A 20,935-nucleotide genomic window follows, 5' to 3' on the forward strand; every position below is an offset into this window, starting at 1 on the left:
CCTTACCGGCCCGTCACCCGCCAACCGCCACGATCTCCAACCCATCCTCGTCCACCCGGACCCGCAGCGCCGCCAGATCGGGCAGGCACAGGTTCTCGCCCAACTCTTCGGCCGGCAGGGTGGTAGTCAGGGCGATCACCCAGGCGCCGGCGGCGTGTCCGGCTTCCAGTCCCGGCGGGGCGTCTTCGATCACCAGGGTCTCGCGCGGGTCGAAGACCAGCGTCTCGGCGGCGCTGCGGTAGCCTTCCGGGTCGGGCTTGCCGTGGCTGACGTTGTCGGCGCCGATCAGCAGGTCGGGCAGGGGCAGGCCGGCCTGCCGGATGCGCGTGCGCGCCATGTCCTGCGGGGCGGAGGTCACCACCGCCCAGCGGTGGCGCGGCAGCGATTGCAGCAGTTCCCGTGCGCCGCGGACCGCCAGCACGCCTTCGGTGTCGTTGGTGTAGACGTCCTCGACCAGCCGGACCTCCTCCTCGAAATCGAGGCCAGCGGGGGCGTAGCGGCGGACGGTCTCGATGGTGCGGCGGCCGTGGCAGGTCGCGAGGATGGCGTCCGGATCCAGGCCGTGCCGGGCGGCCCAGCCGCGCCATGCCCGCTCGACGGGGCCCTTCGTATCGATCAGGGTTCCGTCCATGTCGAACAGGATGGCGCGGACACGGAACGGGGTATCAAGGGCAGGCTTCATCGCACGCTCTCGTCAGGATTTTTCCGCATGGGAGGGGATGATCCGCAGGGATCGGGCCAGCGACGGTTCCACAGCGAAGTCATAGGCGCCGCCGTGGTGATGGGAACGGACGAACCCCAGCGAAGTTCCGCTCTCCGGGACGGTGCGGCGCTCAATATAAAGGGCGGGGGTGCCGTCGGGAACCCCAGAAGTGCAGAGGTGGCTTGTCGCGTCAGGCCGGCTCCGGCTCGCCGGCGAAGATCGCCTTCAGGTCGATCCGGGTGTCGGTCCTGGCGTCCAGATCCAGCTGACGCTCGACCTCGTCGAGATGCTCGATCATCAGCGCGGTCGCCTCGCCCGGCGCGTTGCCGATCAGAGCGGCGATCAGGCGGCGGTGATCATCGGCGGAGCAGGTGTGCGACGACCGCCGCTCGAAGGCCGCGATGGCGAGGCCGGACCGGTCGATCAGGTCGGCCAGGATCCCCGTCAGCGTCGCGTTGCCGGCGAATTCCGCCAACAGAAGATGGAACTGGCCGGACAGCCGGATCATCGCCTTGCGGTCCGCCGCAAGCTCTGCGGCATCCTCCAGCGCGCCGTGGCCGCGCAGCTTTTCCAGTACGTCGTCTGGCAGGGGACGCGGCATCCGTTCGAGCCGTTCCATGATCGCGCGTTCGATCACCCGGCGGGCCTCGAACACCTCGCGCGCCTCTTTCGGTGTCGGCTTGGTGACGAAGGCGCCGCGGTTGGGGATCAGCGTCACCACCCGTCGCTGCGCCAGCAGAAGCAGAACCTTGCGCACCCGCTCGCGGCTGACCCCGAAGGCTTCCGCCAGGCTTTCCTCGGCCAGCTTGGTGCCGGGCGGCAGGCGGCGGTCGGCGATCGCCTCCCCGATGCTGCGGACGATGCGGGATTCGGCGCTGTTGCGGGCGCCGTTGCGGGGGAGGGGCGTGCGGCGGGCAGGCTTGACTGGGGAGGTGGTCGTCATCGGGGGTGAAGTGCTTTTGTCGGTGTGCGGGAAACGCACCACTGATTGTGCACAAAGCGGGCCAGAAGTGGAAGCGCAATCGACCATGCGGGGCAACGATGACCTGCGCGGTTCACTTTGCCCAAAACAACGCCACTGCGGCAAGCCCGTGCACAAATGCCGATCTTTTGCGCAATGGAGCGGTCGGGGATCGACCGATTTCCGCCATCGGATCGCTGGCACGCGACATGCAGAAGGCGAACAGGTCACAAACGACCGCGCAGATTGTGCACAATTGTGGAGGCGCTCCGATGACGGCAGGTTCGACGGTCGAACTCGTGAAGCTGCGCAAGGCCTATGGCGCGACCGTGGCGGTGGACGGCATCGATCTGCGCATCGCCGCCGGCTCCTACTGCTGTCTGCTGGGGCCGAGCGGCTGCGGCAAGACCTCCACCCTGCGGATGATCGCCGGGCATGAGGACATCACGGACGGCGACCTGCTGATCGGCGATACGGTGGTCAATGACGATCCGCCGGCCGAGCGCGGCACGGCGATGATGTTCCAGAGCTACGCCCTGTTCCCCCATCTGGACTGCACCGACAACGTCGCCTTCAGCCTGAAGATGAAGGGCGTCGCCAAGGAGGAGCGCCGCCGCCGGGCGCGCGAGATGCTCGACCTCGTCGACATGAGCAAATATGCCGGCCGTCTGCCGTCGCAGCTGTCGGGCGGACAGCAGCAGCGCGTCGCGCTGGCCCGCGCGCTGATCCCCCAGCCGGGCGTGCTTCTGCTGGACGAGCCGCTGTCGGCGCTCGACCCCTTCCTGCGTGTGCGCATGCGGGAGGAGCTGAAGCGCCTGCACCGCGACATCGGCATCACCTTCATCCACGTCACCCACAGCCAGACCGAGGCGATGGCGCTGGCCGATCTCGCCGTGGTGATGAACCAGGGCCGGATTGAGCAGGCGGGGCCGCCGCGCGAACTGTTCAACCATCCGCGCACCGCCTTCGTCGCCCGCTTCATCGGCGGCCACAATGTGATCGAAGGCGGGGTGGTCGGCGATGCCGGGCGCTGCGCCGTGCGCGCCGACCGCATCCAGTTGGGCGGCGCCGACCTGCCGACGGAGATCCAGGTGGAGGGCACGGTGCGCTCGCTGGAGTATCACGGCGCTTCCGTCCATCTCAGCCTCGACATTCCCGGCGCCGACGAATTCGCCGTCGTGCTGGACGAGGCCCGCTATTTCGACGCGCCGGTCACGGTCGGCGACCGCGTGCGCGCCGGCTGGAGCCGGCGGGATGTCCACCCGCTGGCGTCCTGATCTCCTTTCAAAAGCGCTTACCAAAAAACAACACGACGAACAGACTGGAGGCTCACCCATGACCGATACGCGCATTCCTTCGAAGCCCTCCACCGGCGTCAGCCGCCGCACCCTGCTGAAGGGCACCGCCGTCGTGGCGGGCACCGCCGTCGGCTCCGGCGCGATCACCGGCTTTCCGACCATCTGGGCGCAGAACATCAAGAACATCACGCTGCGTCAGTTCGGCACCGGCGTGTCGAACCTGAACGCCGTCGCCGACAAGGTGAAGGAGGATCTGGGCTTCACCCTGCAGATGACGGCGCTCGATTCCGACGCGGTGACGCAGCGCGCGGTGACCCAGCCGAAGTCCTACGACATCGCCGACATCGAATACTGGATCTGCAAGAAGGTCTTCCCGGCCGGCGTGATGCAGCCGATGGACGTGAGCAAGATCAAGAACTTCGACAAGATCGTCCCGATCTTCGTGACCGGCCGGCTGACGCCGGACAGCGCCATCGCCCAGGGCACCGCCCCCCACACCGTCGGCTTCGTCGAGGGCAAGGACAGCACCAAGTTCGCCAAGTCGCCGACACAGTGGATGACGCTGATCCCGACCATCTACAACGCCGACACGCTGGGCATCCGCCCCGATCTGGTCGGCCGGCCGATCTCCAGCTGGAAGGATCTGCTCGACCCCGCCTTCAAGGGCAAGGCATCGCTGCTGAACATCCCGTCGATCGGCATCATGGACGCCGCCATGGTCTGCGAGGCGATGGGCGAGATCAAGTACGGCGACAAGGGGAACATGACCAAGGAGGAGATCGACAAGACCCTCAAGATCATGACCGAGGCCAAGAAGGCCGGCCAGTTCCGCGCCTTCTGGAAGACCTTCGACGAGAGCGTCAACCTGATGTCGTCGGGCGAGGTCATCATCCAGTCCATGTGGTCGCCCGCCGTCGCCGCCGTGCGCGCCAAGGGCATCCCGTGCGTCTACCAGCCGCTGAAGGAAGGTTACCGCGCCTGGGGCGGCGGCCTTGGCATCGCCAAGCATCTGAGCGGCCTGGAGCTGGAGGCGGCCTACGAGTACATCAACTGGTATCTGTCGGGCTGGGTCGGCGCCTACCTGAACCGGCAGGGCTATTACTCGGCCGTGCTCGACACCGCCAAGGAGCACATGACGCCGGACGAATGGGCGTTCTGGATGGAGGGCCAGCCGGCCAAGACCGACATCCTCAGCCCCGAAGGCAAGGTGATGGAAAAGGCCGGAGCCGTGCGCGACGGCGGATCCTTCCAGGAGCGCATGGGCAGCGTCGCCTGCTGGAACGCGGTGATGGACGAGGACCGCTACATGGTCCGCAAGTGGAACGAGTTCGTCGCGGCCTAGTCGAAGTTCCCTCTCCCGCCTCGGGAGCGGGAAGGGGCCCATGCGGAGCATGGGAAGGGTGAGGGGTGATTCAAGGAACCATGCGGTTCGGGAGTCTCGGGTCCCCCTCACTCTCCCTACGCCTGAAGGCGCGGGTCCCCTCCCTCTCCCGGCGTGGGAGAGGGCAATGATCGCCACCAGTACACCCCAACCCGCAGGATCCCGCCCATGACCCTGACCGCCGAAACGTCCCGACCGTCCGTCACGGCCGCCGCCGGCAGGGAGAGGCGCCCGCGACTGCTGCCGCGCATCGCCCCTTATCTCCAGGCGGCGCCGCTGACCGTCGCGCTGCTGCTGTTCCTGCTGGTGCCGATCCTGACCATCGTCGCGGTCAGCTTCTGGGATTACGACAGCGTGCGGATCTACCCGGATTTCGTGCTGACCAACTACACCGAGCTGCTGACCTCGCCGGTCACCTGGAAGACCTATCTGAACACGCTGAAATATGCGGCGCTGACCTGGGCGATCACGCTCGTCATCGGTTTCACGGTGGCGTATTTCCTGGCCTTCCATGTGCGGTCCACCACCTGGCAGATGGTGCTGTTCCTGGTCTGCACCATTCCGTTCTGGACCTCCAACATCATCCGCATGATCTCGTGGATCCCGTTCCTGGGACGCAACGGGCTGTTGAATTCCGGCCTGATCTCCGCCGGGATCATCGACCAGCCACTGGAATTCCTGCTGTTCTCAGACTTCTCGGTCGTGCTGGCCTTCGTCCACCTCTATGCGCTGTTCATGGTGGTGCCGATCTTCAATTCGATGATGCGCATCGACCGCGCGCTGATCGAGGCGGCGCGCGACGGCGGTGCCAGCGCGGCGCAGACGCTGTGGAACGTCATCCTGCCGCTGACCAAGCCCGGCATCGCCATCGGTTCGATCTTCGTCGTCACGCTGGTGATGGGCGACTTCATCACCGTGCGGCTGATGAGCGGCGGGCAGAGCGCCTCCATCGGGCTGATGATCGCCAACGAGATCTCGCTGCTGCAATACCCGGCTGCCGCCGCCAACGCCGTGGTGCTGCTGGCGGTCGTCCTGATCATGGTGGTGGCGATGCTGCGCGTCGTCGATATCCGCAAGGAGTTGTGAGCCATGAGTGGATTTGGCAACACATCCCGCCGCGGCCTGTCCTTCTACCTGCTGGCCGCCTTCTTCGCGCTGTTCGTGCTGTTCCTCTACGGCCCGACCGCGACCATCCTGATCCTGTCCTTCCAGGGGCCTGAAGGCGGGCTGACCTTCCCGATGAACGGCGTCTCGCTGCACTGGTTCCGCAACCTGTTCGAACAGCAGGCGGTGGGCGATTTCGGCGGCTCCTTCCGCCGCTCCATCGCGCTGGGGCTGATGGTGATGGTGCTGACCGTGCTGTTCTCGGTGCTGGCCGGCTTCGCCTTCCGCCGGCGCTTCCGGGGCAGCGGGGCGCTGTTCTATCTCGCCGTCGCCAGCCTGATCGTGCCGTCGATCCTGGTCAGCCTGGGCATCGGCCTGTTCTTCAACATCCTGGGGCTGGAACCGGCCTGGTACAGCTCGGCGCTGGGCGCGCATCTGACCTGGACGCTGCCCTTCGGCCTGCTGATCGTCTTCGCCATCTTCAACCGCTTCAACCCGGCCTATGAGGAGGCGGCGCGCGACCTCGGCGCCTCGCCCTGGCAGACGGTGCGCCATGTCGTGCTGCCGATCCTGCTGCCCAGCCTGATCGGCGTCGGGCTGTTCGGCTTCACCCTGTCCTATGACGAGTTCGCGCGCACGCTGATGACCGCCGGCAGCTTCAACACGCTGCCGCTGGAGATCTACGGCATGACCACCAACGTCACCACGCCGGTGCTCTACGCGCTGGGGTCGCTGACGACGCTCTTCTCCTTCGCCGTGATCGGCCTGTTCCTGCTGGGTCTGATCGCGCTGCGCCGCCACCGCCTGCGCCGAAGCGGCATTTGAGGATCAACACCACCATGCGCATCCTGGTCGTCAACCCGAACAGCACCGCCTCCATGACCGAGCGGATCGGCGCCGCCGCCCGCGGTGTCGCGGCGCCGGGCACGGAGATCCTCGCCACCAACCCGCCGACCGGCCCCGCCAGCATCGAGGGCTATTACGACGAGGCGCTGGCCGTCCCCGGATTGCTGGCGGAAATCGACCGGCACCAGAGCGGGAGCGTCATCGCCGGCACCGTGATCGCCTGTTTCGATGATGTCGGGCTGGATGCCGCGCGCAGCCTCGCCACCGCGCCGGTCATCGGCATCTGCGAGGCGGCGATGCAGACCGCCGGGCTGCTGGGCGGCCGCTTCAGCGTGGTGACGACGCTGCCCCGCTCGATTCCGGCGCTGGAACGTCTGGCGCAGCGTTACGGCATGGCCGGCCGCTGCACCGTCCGCGCGGCGGGCGTGCCCGTCCTGGCGCTGGAGGACCCGGCGTCGGGCGCCGTCGGCCGCGTGCGCGCCGAAATCCGCCGGGCCATGGAGCAGGACGGAGCCGAGACCATCGTGCTGGGCTGCGCCGGCATGGCCGAGCTCGCCCGCTCGCTGAGCGAGGAGATGGGCCTGCCCGTGGTCGACGGCGTCACCGCCGCCGTGAAGCTGGTGGAGGGGCTGGCGGCGCTCGGCCTGCGCACCAGCAAGGCCGGCGGCTACGCGCCGCCGCTGCCGAAGGCGCGGTGAGCTTCCGCCACTTCACATCCTATCCCTAAATCCGCTCCCTAAATCCGCCGTGGACCGGTGCGCTCCAGAACCGGCATCACCGGCATCGCCCCTTGGCCGGTCGCGGCGCCGCCGGTGAGGCCGTCCAGTATCCGCCGGGCCGCGTCCGCGCATTGGCTGCGGAGTTCGGGCACGGCGGTCATTTCCCAGAAGGGCGCCTTGGCGACCGGGCCGAAGGCCAGCAGACAGGGCGCCGGGGTGCCGTCGGCGGCGATCACCGCACCGCCTTCGGTCACGTCCAGCCCCAGCCGCAGCGGGTCCGGCCGCGCGAGGCCGCGGTCCAGCAGCGAGCGCACCAGCGGATGACGGATGCGGGTGTAGTCGCAGTTGGTGCCGGTCGCGTTTATCAGCGCATTCGGCGACAGCACCCGCGTCGAGCCGCCTCCGCGCTCGACGATGTGCAGGTCCAGCCCATTCGCGGTCGATGCCGCGTCCTTCAGCCGGCCCGGCAGGATCGTCAACTGGCCGGCCGCACGGGCGGCGGCGATCCGGTCGGCCACCTGCGGGGCCATGCGGTGGCGGTGCACCTCCCAGAAGGGGCGGGCGTGACGCAGGAAGCGGCGGCGCTCCTCCATCGGCAGATGCGACCAGATGCGGTGATGGTGCGGACGCAGCGCGTCGAAGGCCGACCGCCAGTCATAGCCGTCCGCGACCGCCCGGCGCGCATCCGCCTTCAACGCGATCAGCACGTCCAGCACCGTGCTGGGCAGCACGTCGGGATGCAGGAAGGAGGTGTAGGGCCGCGTCTCCTCATGGCGCATCGGCAGCAGGCCGCGGCGCGACACGGCGGTGATCGGGCCGCGATGCCCCTGGTCGAGCAGTGACAGCACCGTGTCCACCATGGTCAGGCCGGTGCCGAGAATGGCGACCGACGCGTCCTGGCCGATGCGGCCGATGGCGGCGGCATCCCACGGGTCGCCGATGAAGCGGTCGGACGCGAAGGCCTCCGCCGCCGTCGCCGAAGCCAGGGAGGGCGCCGATGGCGGGAAGTTGCCGATGCAGAGCGCGGCGGTATCGGCGCTGACCACGCGGCCGTCGCCGAGGCGCACATGCACCGTACGTCTGCCGTTGGCCGGTTCCTCGGTGCGGACGTCCACCGCCTCGCCGCGGATCAGGTTGAGGCGCGCGTGGCTGGGGGCCTCCGCCTGCGCTTCCGCCAGAACGTCCTGGATGTAGGTGCCGTAAAGGGCGCGCGACACGAAGGCGTGGCCGCTGGGCGGCACCGGCTGTTCCGCTGTCGGCCCTTCCGGCCGGCTCCACAGCCAGCGCAGGAAATGGCGCGGGTCGTCCGGATAGGCGCTCATGTTATAGGCGCGGACGTTCAGCACATGGGCGCCGTTGGGGGTGGAATAGGCGACGCCGGTTCCCGGTCTGCTGCCATATTCGATCAGATGGACCACCAGGGGCGACCGCGCGCCGCGCAGCAGGTGGGCCGCCAGCAGGCTGCCGGTGAAGCCTGCGCCGACGATGGCGATGTGGCGCTCAGGAACTCCCAAGGGACTGCCGCCGGGCGGATGGAAGTGAGGCGTTGCAGGCATCGGAGTGCGTCCTTCCGTGAGTCATTCCGGAAAAGGCCGGCCGTTGACGATCAATCCCCCCGGCTTCGGAACTGCAAAGGCCGTGTCTGAGCCGGGGTACTCGCGTCGGCCGTGTGTCTGCTCGGTCCGCTTCATTCTCTCCTGCTTATCACAGGCCATCGGCACGCGCCATCGGCCGAAGGGCAAATACCTAGACGAAGGTAGGGTTCAGGATGATTCCACACGGGAGAATGATAAAAATCTAAAGTAGCCAAAAGGCTCTGTCGGTTGCGAGCGGCGCCGGCATCTGTCGCCGTTGCCCGTTCCATCGGCCGCATGATCCTGGTCGCCAAGCTGATGCCGATGTGGCACATGCGATGGGACGTCCCGCTTTGGTCAGGACCGCCCCTTGACTTGCCAGGAACCCGCCATGTCCGTATCCGCCATCCCCCATCCGTCCGCGTCCGACCGGCTGGAGGCGGCGCTTGCCCGCATCGCCGACCCGGAGCGGCAGGGCGCGATGGTCTTCACCGACGTCTATGCCGACGAGGCTCGTGCCGCCGCCGCAGCCAGCGACCGCCGGGCCGCGGCAGGCCGGCCGCTGGGGCCGCTCGACGGCCGAATCGTCTCGGTCAAGGCGCTGTTCGATGTGGCGGGCGACACCACCGCGGCCGGCTCCGCCATTCTGCGCGGCCAGCCCGCCGCCCGGCGCGACGCCCGTGCCGTGGCGCGGCTTCGTGCCGCCGGCGCCGTCATCGTCGGCCGCACCCACATGACCGAGTTCGCCTTCTCCGCCGTCGGCATCAACCCCCATTACGGCAATCCCGGCAACCCGCGCGACCGCTCTCGGGTGCCGGGCGGTTCCTCGTCCGGTGCGGTGATCTCGGTGGTGGACGGCATGGCGGAACTCGCGGTCGGCAGCGACACCGGCGGTTCGCTGCGCATTCCGGCGGCGCTGTCGGGCGCGGTGGGGTTCAAGCCGACCTCCGGCCGCCTTTCGGCCGAGGGGGCCTTCCCGTTGTCCCGGTCGCTGGATGTCGTCGGCCCGGTCGCCGCGACGGTCGCGGATGCGGCCTTGCTCGATTCAATTCTGGGCGACGGCGACCCGGCGGCGCTGGGTCCATTGCCGGTTGCCGGTCAGTCCTTCCTGGTGCCGCGCGGGCGGTTGTTCGACGGGGTCGAGCCGGCGGTCGCCACCGCCTTCGAGGGGGCGCTGGACCGCTTGCGCGCCGCCGGTGCCCGGATTGTCGAGGGCTCCATCGACGCGGAACTGGACGCCCTGGCCGATCTGGACCGCATCGGCGTCTTCACCGCCATCGAGCTTGCGGCGACGCTGGCGGAACTCGGCATCACGGCGCTGGACGGCATCGATCCCAAGACCCGCGCCCGCATCGAGGCCGGCGGCCGGACGCCCGCCGCCGATTACGTCCGCATGCAGCGCCGCCGCGCCGATCTGATCCGCCTGATGGACGAGCGGATGGCCCGTCATCCGGTTCTGCTGCTGCCGACCGTTCCGCTGACGGCTCCCGCCATCGCCGATGTGCTGGAGGATGCCGCCTTCCACCGCGTCAACCTGCTGCTGCTGCGCAACCCCCGCATCGCCAATCTGTTCGACGTGCCGGCGATCTCGCTGCCGGTGCCGACCGCCGGGCTGCCGGTCGGGTTGATGGCGATGGGCCGCCGGGGCAGCGACCGCAGCCTTCTGGGCATCGCCGCCGGTCTGGAGGCCGCCTTGGCGGCCTGAGACCCGGTTGCCCTGGTTGCCCCGGTTGCTCTCGCTGCCCCGGGTTTCCCTCAGGCGACCGGAGAGCGCCAGAGCCAGACCAGCCCGGCAACCGCCCCGGCCACGACAAGCACCAGCGCCAGGATGATGGCGAGAGCGGTGCGGCGGTCCCTCGCCTCGCGCTGCTCCGCCTCGCGCCGCTTCTTCAGCAGATATTGCTGTTCGGGGCTGAGGAAGCGCCCGGCGGCGGCATCGGGCGTGGCGGAGAAGTTTGGCCTGCGCCCCTTGGCGCCGGGCACCGCCGTCGCCCTCGCCGCCGCCCCCCGCACCGCCGTGGTGAGGCCGCCGGGCGACGGCCGGCCCGTGTTGATGGTGTCCGCCGCCGTCCCGCGGACGGCCGTCACCTGCCGGCCCTTGCGCTTTCGTGGTAACTTGCGCCGTCTGGTCGCCATTCCCGTCCCCTTGCTGTCCTTTACACCTTGGTCGCGGCGGGGAGCATACCCGGCTCCGCCGTCCGGCGCAGCCAATCACAAGAGGAACTGCGGAAAGTCACATGGCACAGCCTGCGGTGAACCGGCGTCCGCTGCGTTCCAGGCGGCATGGCAGCAATCCCTTGGCCGTCGTTGGAGGGGCGCCATGCTCGGGAACGGCGACGGCCGGCGCTCCGTTCAGAAATCCAGCAGGGCGTTGTCGATGACCTCTTTCATCACGAAGAAGGTCCGCGTCTGCCGCACGCCGGGCAGGGCGATCAGTTGCCGCCCGTGCAACTCGTTGAAATCGGCGATGTCGCTGACGCGGATCTTCAGGAAAAAGTCGAAATCGCCGGCGACCAGATGGCAGTCCAGCACGAAGGGAAGCTTGCGGATCGCATTCTCGAAGTCGCCGAAGCTTTCCGGCGTCGAGCGGTCCAGCACGACCCCGACGATCACCAGCGTCCCGCGGTCCACCTTGGCCGGCGCGATTTCCGCCCGCACGGACCGGATATAACCGTCCCCGAACAGGCGCTGGGTGCGCCGGTGGCAGGTCGCCGGACTGACATGGACGGCGGCGGCGACATCCGCGTTGGTCATCCGTCCATCCCTTTGTAGATGTTGCAGAATCCGACGATCCACCGCATCGAGCTTTTCAGCCATGAAAGACTCTTCCATTTTTGCCCTGAGAAGAGGCTATTCGTCTCAATAAGAGCCGGCAATAGCCTGATAGTCGGAAATTGATGGCCGAACTATGGAAGCACCTTTCAAAAATCGGATGATACCGTTGCTCCACCTCACCATTGGAGCATGCCACGATGCGCCTCGACCGTTTCGAACGCTATCCGCTCACCTTCGGCCCGACCCCGATCGAGTTTCTGCCGCGGCTCACCGACGCGCTCGGCGGCAAGGTCGAGATCTACGCCAAGCGCGACGACTGCAACTCCGGCCTTGCCATGGGCGGCAACAAGCTGCGCAAGCTGGAATACATCGTTCCGGACGCCATCGCGTCGGGGGCCGACACGTTGGTGTCCATTGGCGGCGTGCAATCCAACCACACCCGCATGGTGGCGGCGACGGCGGCCAAGATCGGCATGAAATGCGTCGTGGTGCAGGAAAGCTGGGTGCCGCACGAGGATGCCGTCTATGATCGCGTCGGCAACATCCTGCTGACCCGCCTGATGGGGGCGGATAGCCGCATCGTTCCAGATGGCTTCGACATCGGCATCCGCAAGAGCTGGGAGGACGCGATCCAGTCGGTCAAGGATGCCGGCGGCAAGCCCTACGGCATTCCGGCCGGCGCGTCGGTGCACAAATATGGCGGGCTCGGCTATGTCGGCTTCGCCGAGGAGGTGCGCAAGCAGGAAGCCGAACTCGGCTTCAGGTTCGACTACATCGTCGTCTGCGTGGTGACCGGGTCGACCCAGGCCGGCATGATCGTCGGCTTCGCCGCCGATGACCGGGCCGACCGAGTGATCGGCATCGACGCCTCCGGCACGCCGGAGCAGACCCGCAGCCAGGTCCGTCAGATCGTCGACGGCACGGCCGAACTCGTCGAACTGGGCCGCAAGGTCCGCGACGACGAGATCGTCATCCTGGAGGACTATGCCTATCCCGCCTATGGCGTGCCGAGCGCCGAGACCAACGAGGCCATCCGCCTCGCCGCCCGCACCGAGGCGATGATCACCGACCCGGTGTATGAGGGCAAGTCGATGCAGGGCATGATCGACCTCGTCAGGAAGGGCTGGTTCCCGGAGGGCTCCAAGGTGCTCTACGCCCATCTTGGCGGCGCGCCGGCGATCAACGGCTACAGCTACACCTACCGCAACGGTTGATACCGCCGAGCGCAAGTCCTGACCTACGCTCGGCGGTAAGGGCCGCGATTGCGGCCCCGCAGGCCCATGCCTGCGAAGGCAAGCGGCCGGACGGCCGCGCCCGCCGTCTGAGGGCGAGCGTAAAGTCTGATGGGTCAGACTTTACGCCCGATGATACGAGTCCGGCCGGGACGGCCTTGACCTTTTGGAACGGCTGCTCTTGAATCCCGCGCTGATATGGCTGGTTGTCCGGCCGCATCCGCCGGGGCCGGCCCCCGGATATTCCTCCCGCCAAGGCCGGTCCGCGCCATGCCCCGTTTCGCCGCAAACCTGACGATGATGTTCACGGAGCGTCCGTTCCTCGACCGCTTCGACGCCGCGGCGGATGCCGGCTTCCGCGCCGTGGAGTGCCTGTTCCCCTACGACCATGCGCCGGACGAGATCGCCGGACGCCTGCAGCGCAATCGCCTGACCCAGGCCCTGTTCAACATGCCGCCCGGCGACTGGGCGGCGGGGGAGCGGGGGCTGGCGGCTCTGCCCGGCCGCTTCGGGGAAGTGAAGGCGGGCGTCGCCGCCGCGCTGCGCTATGCCGAGGCGACGGGCTGCCGGCGGCTGCACCTGATGGCCGGGCTGGCCGATTCCGGCGACCCGGCGGCGGCTGCGCGGTATCGCGACGCGGTGCTGCATGCCGCCGATGCGCTGGGCGAACGCGGCATCGAACTGATGCTGGAACCGATCAACGGCCGCGACATGCCCGGCTATTTCCTGAATGATTTCGCCGCCGCGGAAGGACTGATCGCCGGCATCGGCCGCTCGAACGTCCGGCTGCAGTTCGACATCTACCACCGGCAGATCCTGCATGGCGACGTGACCATGGCCCTGCGCCGGCTGATGCCGATGATCGGCCACATCCAGATCGCGTCGGTTCCGTCCCGCCAGGAACCGGACGGGGAGGAACTGAACTGGCCCTTCCTGTTCGCCGAACTGGACCGGCTGGATTATGGCGGTTTCGTCGGCTGCGAATACCGCCCGCGGGGCCGGACCGAGGACGGACTCGGCTGGTTCGGCCCCTATCGCGACTGATCGGCTGCGACCGTTCGGCCGTCAAGCCAGGACGGTGTCGTACAGCAGCTTCAGGTTCAGCACGACGATCGCCGTGGCCACGATCCAGGACAGGGTGGCGACCCAGCCGGGGACGGCGAAGCTGCCCATCTTGCTGCGGTCGGTGACGAAGCGGACCAGCGGGATCACCGCGAAGGGCAGTTGCATCGACAGCACCACCTGGCTGAACACCAGAAGCTGGGCCGTGCCGCGTTCGCCAAAGATCGCCGTCACCACCACCACCGGGATGATGGCGAGCCCGCGGGTCAGCAGCCGGCGCGCCCAGTGGGGCAGCCGCAGCCGCAGGAAGCCCTCCATCACGATCTGGCCGGCCAGCGTCGCCGTGACCGTGGAGTTCAGCCCCGAGGCCAGCAACGCCACCGCGAACAGCGTCGAAGCGATGTCGAGACCGAGCAGGGGAGACAGCAGTTCGAACGCCTGTCCGATCTCCGCCACCTCGGTATGGCCGCTGCCGTGGAAGACGCTGGCCGCGAGGATCAGGATGGCGGCGTTGACGAACAGGGCCAGCATCAGCGCGATGGTGCTGTCGGCGGTGGCCCAGGTGATGGCGTCGCGCCGCCCTTCCTCCGTCCGCGGATAGGCCCGCGTCTGCACGATGGAGGAATGGAGGTACAGGTTGTGCGGCATCACCGTCGCCCCCAGGATGCCGATGGCGATATAGAGCATCTCGGGGTTCATGACGATCTCCGCCGACGGCACGAAGCCCTGCAGGACGGCGGCGACCGGCGGCGCCGCGGCGGCGATCTGCACGATGAAGCAGCCGGCGATGACCGCCAGCAGCGCGATCACGAAGGCTTCGAGATAGCGGAACCCCCGCTGCATCAGAAGCAGGACCAGGAAGGCGTCCAGCGCGGTGATCAGCGCGCCGCCGATCAGCGGGATGCCGAACAGCAGGTTCAGCGCGATGGCGGTGCCGATGACCTCGGCAAGGTCGCAGGCGATGATCGCCGCTTCGCACGCCACCCACAGCATCAGGTTGACCGGTCGCGGGTAATGGTGGCGGCAGGCCTGGGCGAGATCGCGCCCGGTGACGATGCCGAGCCTTGCGGCCAGCGATTGCAGCAGGATCGCCATCAGGTTCGACAACATGACGACGGCCAGCAGCGTGTAGCCGAACTGCGACCCGCCGGCGAGATCGGTCGCCCAGTTGCCGGGATCCATATAGCCGACCGACACCATGTAGCCCGGCCCGGCAAAGGCCAGCATCCGGCGCAGCCACAGTCCGCCCTGCGGCACCGCGACGGAGGCGTGGACTTCCGGCAGGCTAGGCCGGTTCTCGTCGTCCGGGCCGGAATTTCTCCAGGCATTCGGGGTCGGCCGGGCGGCTTCGGCTTCCGGCATTGGCGGGACTCCTGGCCGAATTGCGAATTGGTATCATTCAAGTATGCGTCGGGACAATGAGTATGCAAGCTGCTATGTTTTCCGAACCCGAACCTTTTGCCGGAATCGTCAGCCACCCCCCGAAGGATGCGTGTTCCGAAGGGTTGCGGCGGTTGACCGTCACTCCGCCTCACTGGCTCCCGCAGAAGTCGCCACTGCAGCGCTCCTTGCAATCTTGATATGCGGGTGTGGGGTGATTTGTCTGCATGGCTCCCCGCTGAACCCGCTTGGCGCGGAGATGGTGGCAGCACTCCAATTTGAAATAGCGACGAACAGCATATGCTGCACCGCATCCTGAGATTTTTATTGGGGCAATGGGGGGTGATTGCTTTCGTATGCGGTATAACGCAGAAAAACACGGGGTCATTTCGCAAAAAATCCGCTGGTTTCCTAGCGCTACGAATATCTATCGGCATTTTATAGAATATACAAAGTATCAGTGGCATGAGCCAAATGAATACTGGGATATGTAGCAATCAAGAATGCATTTTTGTTTTCATCGCAATTTCAGTTTACCAATTATTTGGAGTTACGATTTAGTCTCCGGCCAACCTCTTGAAGGCGGTTGTGTGTCTGGAGCTTCCCATGCCCCCAAATTCGGTCGCACGTCCGCGCGTGACTCTGCCTGTTATCACGACAACTAGCCTCGTTACCCTATATTTTCTTGTTTGCGCTAAATTTTATACAAACTATGCATTGGCAATTGAGTCCGATGCCGCACAGGTTGCAATCAATGGCTTTCTTGACCGTTCGCTGACGGTTGCCGCTGCGGTTTTGGCCGCGGTGGCACTGTCTGCCCTGCTGACGCCGGCCCTGCTGCGTGCGGCTGGAGCCACGCCCTTGCGCGCGGTCATGATGGTGGCGGCGGCACTGATCGCATTCGCGGCCGGGGTGCTGCCGCAACTGGCCTCCGTGCTGCCGGCAGAGGCGCTCGGCGGCGTCCTCTTCGACGGCGCCGTTCTGCTGCTCGTTTCGCTTCTGCTGGCGTTCGAGGCTCTGCTTCTGCTCGCCGCGCCGCCGCGCCGCTCGGCACCGTTACCCGCATCGGCGGTGGCGGGGATGCGCGCCGCGCTGTTCCTGTTCATGCTGGCGGAAGAGCTGTCGCGCTCCTTCCTGCCGCTCTACACGCGCGAGCTATACACGCCGGTGCCCGGCCTGTCGGAAACCTTGATGATGGGGTTGCCGATCGGGCTGTTCATGGCCCTGGTCGCGGTCTTCACCCCCTTCGCCGGTGCCTGGGCGGACCGCTTCGGCAGCCGTCGCACCCTACTGCTGGGAACCCTGCCGGCGGTCGCCGGCTTCGCCGGGACGGCGCTGGCCGGCTCGATGGCCGAATTGCTGCTGTGGCGCAGCGCCTGCGCGCTCGGCTATGCGGTGATGTTCATCGGGGCGCAGGGCTTCATCGCCCGCCACACCCCGGCCGGACAGCGCGCGCGCGGCATGGCGCAATTCGTCGCCGCCGTGGTCGTCGCCGGGCTGTGCGGTGCGCCGCTGGGCGGAATTCTGGCCGACCTTCTCGGCTATCGCGCCACCTTCGCAGCCTCGGCCCTGCAGGCCTTGGCAGCATCTTTCGCCGCCGCGACCCTGCTGCCGGCCGACCGGGGGGAGCGTGGGCGGGCCCGCCGCTTCCGCCTGGGCGACGTTGGCGGCCTGCTCGCCAATCAGCGTTTCGTCGCCCTGCTGCTGTTCTCGTCGGTGCCGACGAAGCTGATGCTGACCGGCTACCTCTTCTATCTGGTTCCGGTTTCCCTCCACGCGGCGGGCGAAACCCCGGCCGGGATCGGCCGGCTGATGATGACCTACGGGCTGATCATCGTGCTGCTCGGTCCCTGGGTGTCGCGGCTGGCCGACCGCACCGGCCGCCACGCCCTGTTCGCCGGGATCGGCGGGCTGGTCGGCGGGGCGGGCGCGCTGGCGATTCTTCAGGATCCGGGTGTTCCGGGCATCCTGGCCGGCATCGCGGCGTTGGGCGTCGCCCACGCCCTGAACAACGCCACCCAACTGGCCCTGGTGCCGGAGATCTGCCGTGCGGAATGCGCCCGCATGGGCGAATCGAGCGTCTTCGGCGTCTACCGCCTGCTGGAGCGGGGCGGGTCGGTCGCCGGTCCGCTGCTGGCCGCCGCCGTCGCCGACCGCTTCGGGATACAGGCGGCGCTGGTGACGCTTGGCGCGCTGGGCGTGCTGTGCGGCACGGCCTTCTGCGCGGTGTTCCTGCTGGCCCCGGCCGCGGCCCCCGCGTCACGGACGGCCGGAAAGGGCGCAGTCCCATGAACACGATGACCATTCCGTCTTTTCCGCATTCCTCGATTCCCCACCCATCTCTCACGGAGGCGAAGACGCCCATGCCTGACCAGATGCTCGTGGAGCCGCTTCGCGCCATGCCGGCCCCGCCGCATTGCGGTGGCCAGACCCTTCCTGTCGACGGCCGCCACGGCCGCGCGATGGAGGCGCTGCGCGCCACGCTGGATGCCATCGGCATCGGATCGGTCGAAGAGATCAATTGGAAGACCTACGAGACGATCATGCGGGTGGTCGAGCCGCTGATCGGGGCCGGCCATACCCTGCGCCATTTCGACTACACACACAGCGCCGAACTGCAGCCCGGCACGGTGGAGCGGCTGCGAAACGACTACAGCATCCGCCTCGCCTACACGGAATGGGGAAATCCGCGCAATCCGGCGCTGATCTGCCTCGGCGGCATCGCCAATTCTGCCCGGCGCTTCGACTACATCGCCCGCGCCCTGTCGCGCCACTACCATGTCCTGTGCCTGGACTGGGCGGGGCGGGGCCGCAGCGGCTGGCTGGCGGAACAGTCCGACTACAGTTTCGACGGCAATGTCGCCCAGGTGATGGCGCTGATCCGGCACAAGCGGCTGGGGTCGGTGACTCTGCTCGGCTCCTCGCTCGGCGGCAATGTCGCCATGCGGGTGGCGGCCCAGGCGCCGGAACTGGTCCGCGGCCTCATCCTCAACGACATCGGCCCCTTCATCCCGAACGAGCGCCGCCGCCGCCGCGCCGAATCGGTCGCGCGCCACTATGTCTTCCGCCACCCGGCACAGCTGTTCCACCGCACCGGCGCGGCCCAGAAGAATGACGGGCCGGTGGACGACACCGTGCTGCTGCACAACAGCTTCCACCAGACCCGCTGGTCGGAGGAGAACGGCGGCCGCGTCTACCGTCACGACATCCGAGCGCTGCAATGCTACCGCGACGCCGCCGCCCAGGATCACGACCAGTGGGACGACTGGCAGCGCGTCGCCTGCCCGGTCCTGCTGGTCCACGGCATGATGAGCGACGCCCTGCTCGACTCGACGATCGCGCGGATGTTGGAAAAGCCGCGGGTCAGCGTCGTCCATGTGCCGGACGTCGGCCATACCCCGACGCTCAGCGATCCGCTGCACATCGATGCCCTGCGCCGCTGGATGGCGGCCCCCCATGGCTGGCCGGCGGAAAGCACCGTCGGCTGGACCGCCGGGGCCGACCGCCTCCTGTTCCGGTGAGGGAGCGGGCGATGACCGACCGGTTCCATTTCGTGCGCCACGGCCAGACCGAGGACAACCGCCGCGGCGTGCGCTGCGGCGGTGACCGCGACATCGTGCTGACCGAACATGGCGTCGAGCAGGCCCGCCTTGCGGCGAAGCGCTTCCGCGCCCAGGGCCACGACTGCGGCTTGGTGATCGCCGGACCGCTGCGGCGCACGGCGGTCACCGGCGCCCTGTTCGCGGAGGCGCTGGGCGTCCCGCTGATCCACCGCGACTGGCTGCGCGAACGCGGGCTGGGGCGGTGGAACGGGCTGCCGATCGACCTGACCCGCCCCTGGTTCGCCGCCGGCGAAACTCCGCCGGGCGGGGAGAGCGAGGGCGTGTTCGCCGCGCGCGTCCTCGACGGGGTGGAGGAACTCGCCGCCTCGTCCGCCGGCCTGCTGGCCCGCCGGCCGCTGCTGGTCGGCAGCAAGGGGATCGGCCGCATCCTGCTGCACCGTCTGGCCGGACGGCCGGGGGTGGAACTGGAGAATTGCGAGGTCGTGGCCTTCACCCGCCTGTCCGCCCCGCCGGGCGGGCCGGGACGGTGGCGCTGCGACCAGCTGGAGAGGCTGGCCGGATGCGCGGCCTGACCGAAGACGACCAACCGAACAAACCGAACGATACATGGATGCCATGCGGAGCCGCGTGGATCAGGACTGAGGAGTAGGGCGTAATGAAGCTCAAGATTGGTACGCGGCTGATGCTGCTGGTGTTCGGCGTGGCGCTGCTCAGCACGCTCGCCGGTGCCACCGTCCACCTGACGGGAATGCGCACGAACCTGATCGAACAGCGCAAGGCCAAGGTCAAGGAGATGGTCGACGCCGCATCCTCCGTGATCGCGCTTTATGGCGAGCAGGAGAAGGCCGGCAAGCTGCAGCGCGGCGAAGCGCAGGAGCTTGCCCGCAACGCCGTGCGCGCAATGCGCTACGGCAACGGCGAGTATTTCTTCATCTATGATTATTCGGGCGTCAGCCTGGTCCACGGCCTGCGCCCGCAGGTCGAGGGCAAGAACCTGCTGAACCTGAAGGATCCCGACGGCGTTCCCTTCAACGTGCAGATGACGGACGCGGCCAAGGCCGGCGGCGGTTTCGTCGCCTTCCGCCACAAGCGCACCGACGCCGCCGATCCGTCGCCGAAGATCGCCTACGCCACCGGCTACCAGCCCTGGCAGTGGATGATCGGCACCGGCGTCTATACCGACGACGTCGAGGAGGAATTCCAGGCCCGCGCCCTGCGTGAAGTGGGCGTCACCCTGCTGCTGCTGGCGATCAGCGTCGGCATCGGCATCTGGGTCTCGCGCGGACTGTCGCGTCCGCTGCTGGCGGTTCGCGACGTGCTGGGCCGCATCGGCGGCGGCGACCTGACCGTCGCCGTGCCCCATGCCGACCGCCCGGACGAGATCGGCGACATGGCCCGCGCCGTGGCCGGCCTCGCCACCACCCTGCAGACCGCCCGCGACGAGGCCGAGCGTGCCGAGTTGGACCGCGCCGCCCGCGACATCCAGCGCGAGCGCCTGTCCGCCCGCGCCGCCGAGTTCGCCCGCGCGATGGACGAGGTCGTGGCGACGCTCAGCACCACCACCGTCGCCCTGCACGAGCGAACCGCCGCCCTCAGCAACGACGCGGCCAGCACCACCGATCAGGCCCATGCCGCCGCCGGCGCCGCCCAGGGCGCGTCCGACAGCGTCGAATCCGCCGCCCAGGCCAGCGAGGAGCTGCGCGGGTCGATCGCCGCCATCAGCCGTCAGGTGGAAAGCGCCGCCCAGACCGCGTCGCGCGCGGTGACGGAGACGTCCAACACCACCGGCATCGTCACCGGCCTCGCGTCCGCCGCCGAGCAGATCGGCGCGGTGGTTGAACTGATCAACTCCATCGCCGGGCAGACCAACCTGCTGGCGCTGAACGCGACCATCGAGGCCGCCCGCGCCGGTGAGGCCGGCAAGGGCTTCGCCGTCGTGGCCAGCGAGGTGAAGAGCCTCGCCACCCAGACCGCCAAGGCGACCGAGGATATCCAATCGCAGGTGGGGGCGATCCGTGCGGCGACCGCCAACGCCATCGGCGCCATCGAGGGCATCGCCAGCCTGATCACCAACCTAAGCGCCCTGAATGGCGAGGTGGCGTCCGCCGTGCAGCAGCAGGAGGCGGCGACCCACCAGATCTTCGCCAACGCCCGCGCCGCCGCCGACAACTCGCGTCAGGTCACCAGCAGCGTCGGCTCGCTGTCGGCGACCATGACCACCACCAGCGAGCGGATGCGCCTGGTGTCCACCAGCGTGGAAAACGTGTCGGAACAGTCGGAGCGTCTGAAGGACGAGGTCCGTCGCTTCGTGGCCGAGGTCAACGCGGCCTGACCCGA

At 68.0% G+C, this 20,935-nt stretch carries 18 protein-coding genes; 12 read left to right on the forward strand and 6 right to left on the reverse strand.

Annotated features, from left to right (window positions below):
- Positions 1-13 precede the first annotated feature (13 nt).
- Both DM194_RS19555 and DM194_RS19560 read right to left on the reverse strand, forming a co-directional pair.
- Entirely contained in the window at positions 14-682 is a 669-nt protein-coding gene (locus tag DM194_RS19555; protein WP_111069260.1) for an HAD-IA family hydrolase, read from the reverse strand.
- Positions 683-893: 211 nt separating this feature from the next.
- The gene (locus tag DM194_RS19560; protein WP_111069261.1) at positions 894-1,646 is read right to left on the reverse strand and encodes a GntR family transcriptional regulator; all 753 of its coding nucleotides are present in this window, start codon (positions 1,644-1,646) and stop codon (positions 894-896) included.
- Positions 1,647-1,936: 290 nt separating this feature from the next.
- Between DM194_RS19560 and DM194_RS19565 the strand changes: the two genes are divergently transcribed.
- The 5 genes from DM194_RS19565 (at position 1,937) to DM194_RS19585 (ending at position 6,991) form a co-directional block, all read left to right on the forward strand.
- Positions 1,937-2,941, forward strand: coding sequence for an ABC transporter ATP-binding protein (locus tag DM194_RS19565; protein ID WP_111069262.1), 1,005 nt, complete (start codon positions 1,937-1,939; stop codon positions 2,939-2,941).
- 58 nt (positions 2,942-2,999) lie between these two features.
- Positions 3,000-4,304, forward strand: coding sequence for an ABC transporter substrate-binding protein (locus DM194_RS19570; protein WP_111069263.1), 1,305 nt, complete (start codon positions 3,000-3,002; stop codon positions 4,302-4,304).
- A gap of 207 nt (positions 4,305-4,511) precedes the next feature.
- On the forward strand, positions 4,512-5,429 hold the full coding sequence (locus DM194_RS19575) for an ABC transporter permease (RefSeq protein WP_176581470.1): 918 nt from the start codon (positions 4,512-4,514) through the stop codon (positions 5,427-5,429).
- Between the two features lie 3 nt (positions 5,430-5,432).
- The gene (locus DM194_RS19580; RefSeq protein ID WP_111069264.1) at positions 5,433-6,272 is read left to right on the forward strand and encodes an ABC transporter permease; all 840 of its coding nucleotides are present in this window, start codon (positions 5,433-5,435) and stop codon (positions 6,270-6,272) included.
- Between the two features lie 14 nt (positions 6,273-6,286).
- Positions 6,287-6,991 carry an aspartate/glutamate racemase family protein gene (locus DM194_RS19585; RefSeq protein WP_111069265.1) on the forward strand — a complete coding sequence of 235 codons (705 nt, stop codon included), beginning with the start codon at positions 6,287-6,289 and terminating at the stop codon, positions 6,989-6,991.
- A 38-nt stretch (positions 6,992-7,029) separates the two neighbouring features.
- Here the strand turns inward: DM194_RS19585 and DM194_RS19590 are convergent, their stop codons facing one another.
- Positions 7,030-8,526 carry an FAD/NAD(P)-binding protein gene (locus DM194_RS19590; protein WP_246024513.1) on the reverse strand — a complete coding sequence of 499 codons (1,497 nt, stop codon included), beginning with the start codon at positions 8,524-8,526 and terminating at the stop codon, positions 7,030-7,032.
- A 451-nt stretch (positions 8,527-8,977) separates the two neighbouring features.
- On the opposite strand from DM194_RS19590, the gene DM194_RS19595 reads away from it, so the two are divergent.
- On the forward strand, positions 8,978-10,291 hold the full coding sequence (locus DM194_RS19595; protein ID WP_176581471.1) for an amidase: 1,314 nt from the start codon (positions 8,978-8,980) through the stop codon (positions 10,289-10,291).
- Positions 10,292-10,341: 50 nt separating this feature from the next.
- Here the strand turns inward: DM194_RS19595 and DM194_RS19600 are convergent, their stop codons facing one another.
- The gene (locus tag DM194_RS19600) at positions 10,342-10,722 is read right to left on the reverse strand and encodes a hypothetical protein (RefSeq protein WP_111069268.1); all 381 of its coding nucleotides are present in this window, start codon (positions 10,720-10,722) and stop codon (positions 10,342-10,344) included.
- Positions 10,723-10,938: 216 nt separating this feature from the next.
- Positions 10,939-11,418 (reverse strand): Lrp/AsnC family transcriptional regulator, encoded by a 480-nt coding sequence (locus DM194_RS19605; protein ID WP_176581472.1) that lies wholly within the window; start codon positions 11,416-11,418, stop codon positions 10,939-10,941.
- Between the two features lie 140 nt (positions 11,419-11,558).
- Between DM194_RS19605 and DM194_RS19610 the strand changes: the two genes are divergently transcribed.
- Together DM194_RS19610 and otnI are read left to right on the forward strand one after the other, a co-directional pair.
- The gene (locus DM194_RS19610) at positions 11,559-12,575 is read left to right on the forward strand and encodes a 1-aminocyclopropane-1-carboxylate deaminase (RefSeq protein ID WP_111069270.1); all 1,017 of its coding nucleotides are present in this window, start codon (positions 11,559-11,561) and stop codon (positions 12,573-12,575) included.
- Positions 12,576-12,863: 288 nt separating this feature from the next.
- On the forward strand, positions 12,864-13,637 hold the full coding sequence (otnI, locus tag DM194_RS19615; RefSeq protein WP_111069271.1) for a 2-oxo-tetronate isomerase: 774 nt from the start codon (positions 12,864-12,866) through the stop codon (positions 13,635-13,637).
- A gap of 21 nt (positions 13,638-13,658) precedes the next feature.
- Here the strand turns inward: otnI and DM194_RS19620 are convergent, their stop codons facing one another.
- Positions 13,659-15,017 carry an Nramp family divalent metal transporter gene (locus tag DM194_RS19620; protein WP_111069272.1) on the reverse strand — a complete coding sequence of 453 codons (1,359 nt, stop codon included), beginning with the start codon at positions 15,015-15,017 and terminating at the stop codon, positions 13,659-13,661.
- An 822-nt stretch (positions 15,018-15,839) separates the two neighbouring features.
- Between DM194_RS19620 and DM194_RS19625 the strand changes: the two genes are divergently transcribed.
- From DM194_RS19625 to DM194_RS19640, 4 genes are all read left to right on the forward strand, one after another.
- The gene (locus DM194_RS19625; protein ID WP_246024514.1) at positions 15,840-17,327 is read left to right on the forward strand and encodes an MFS transporter; all 1,488 of its coding nucleotides are present in this window, start codon (positions 15,840-15,842) and stop codon (positions 17,325-17,327) included.
- A 71-nt stretch (positions 17,328-17,398) separates the two neighbouring features.
- Positions 17,399-18,556, forward strand: a complete 1,158-nt coding sequence (locus tag DM194_RS19630; protein ID WP_111069273.1) for an alpha/beta fold hydrolase — start codon at positions 17,399-17,401, stop codon at positions 18,554-18,556.
- 11 nt (positions 18,557-18,567) lie between these two features.
- A complete protein-coding gene (locus DM194_RS19635) occupies positions 18,568-19,170 on the forward strand; it encodes a histidine phosphatase family protein (protein ID WP_111069274.1) in 603 nt (200 codons plus the stop codon).
- An 83-nt stretch (positions 19,171-19,253) separates the two neighbouring features.
- On the forward strand, positions 19,254-20,930 hold the full coding sequence (locus tag DM194_RS19640) for a methyl-accepting chemotaxis protein (protein WP_111069275.1): 1,677 nt from the start codon (positions 19,254-19,256) through the stop codon (positions 20,928-20,930).
- The last annotated feature ends 5 nt before the right edge of the window (positions 20,931-20,935 follow it).

The organism is Azospirillum ramasamyi (genome assembly GCF_003233655.1).
Lineage (GTDB): Bacteria > Pseudomonadota > Alphaproteobacteria > Azospirillales > Azospirillaceae > Azospirillum > Azospirillum ramasamyi.

Bases quoted from the DNA above. Each gene is read 5' to 3' on its own strand.
- DM194_RS19575 (WP_176581470.1), top strand. From the start codon at position 4,512: ATGACCCTGACCGCCGAAACGTCCCGACCGTCCGTCACGGCCGCCGCC.
- DM194_RS19610 (WP_111069270.1), top strand. From the start codon at position 11,559: ATGCGCCTCGACCGTTTCGAACGCTATCCGCTCACCTTCGGCCCGACC.
- DM194_RS19620 (WP_111069272.1), bottom strand. From the start codon at position 15,017: ATGCCGGAAGCCGAAGCCGCCCGGCCGACCCCGAATGCCTGGAGAAAT.
- DM194_RS19555 (WP_111069260.1), bottom strand. From the start codon at position 682: ATGAAGCCTGCCCTTGATACCCCGTTCCGTGTCCGCGCCATCCTGTTC.
- DM194_RS19605 (WP_176581472.1), bottom strand. From the start codon at position 11,418: ATGGAAGAGTCTTTCATGGCTGAAAAGCTCGATGCGGTGGATCGTCGG.
- otnI (WP_111069271.1), top strand. From the start codon at position 12,864: ATGCCCCGTTTCGCCGCAAACCTGACGATGATGTTCACGGAGCGTCCG.
- DM194_RS19640 (WP_111069275.1), top strand. From the start codon at position 19,254: ATGAAGCTCAAGATTGGTACGCGGCTGATGCTGCTGGTGTTCGGCGTG.
- DM194_RS19635 (WP_111069274.1), top strand. From the start codon at position 18,568: ATGACCGACCGGTTCCATTTCGTGCGCCACGGCCAGACCGAGGACAAC.
- DM194_RS19585 (WP_111069265.1), top strand. From the start codon at position 6,287: ATGCGCATCCTGGTCGTCAACCCGAACAGCACCGCCTCCATGACCGAG.
- DM194_RS19560 (WP_111069261.1), bottom strand. From the start codon at position 1,646: ATGACGACCACCTCCCCAGTCAAGCCTGCCCGCCGCACGCCCCTCCCC.
- DM194_RS19565 (WP_111069262.1), top strand. From the start codon at position 1,937: ATGACGGCAGGTTCGACGGTCGAACTCGTGAAGCTGCGCAAGGCCTAT.
- DM194_RS19570 (WP_111069263.1), top strand. From the start codon at position 3,000: ATGACCGATACGCGCATTCCTTCGAAGCCCTCCACCGGCGTCAGCCGC.
- DM194_RS19600 (WP_111069268.1), bottom strand. From the start codon at position 10,722: ATGGCGACCAGACGGCGCAAGTTACCACGAAAGCGCAAGGGCCGGCAG.
- DM194_RS19580 (WP_111069264.1), top strand. From the start codon at position 5,433: ATGAGTGGATTTGGCAACACATCCCGCCGCGGCCTGTCCTTCTACCTG.
- DM194_RS19630 (WP_111069273.1), top strand. From the start codon at position 17,399: ATGCCTGACCAGATGCTCGTGGAGCCGCTTCGCGCCATGCCGGCCCCG.
- DM194_RS19595 (WP_176581471.1), top strand. From the start codon at position 8,978: ATGTCCGTATCCGCCATCCCCCATCCGTCCGCGTCCGACCGGCTGGAG.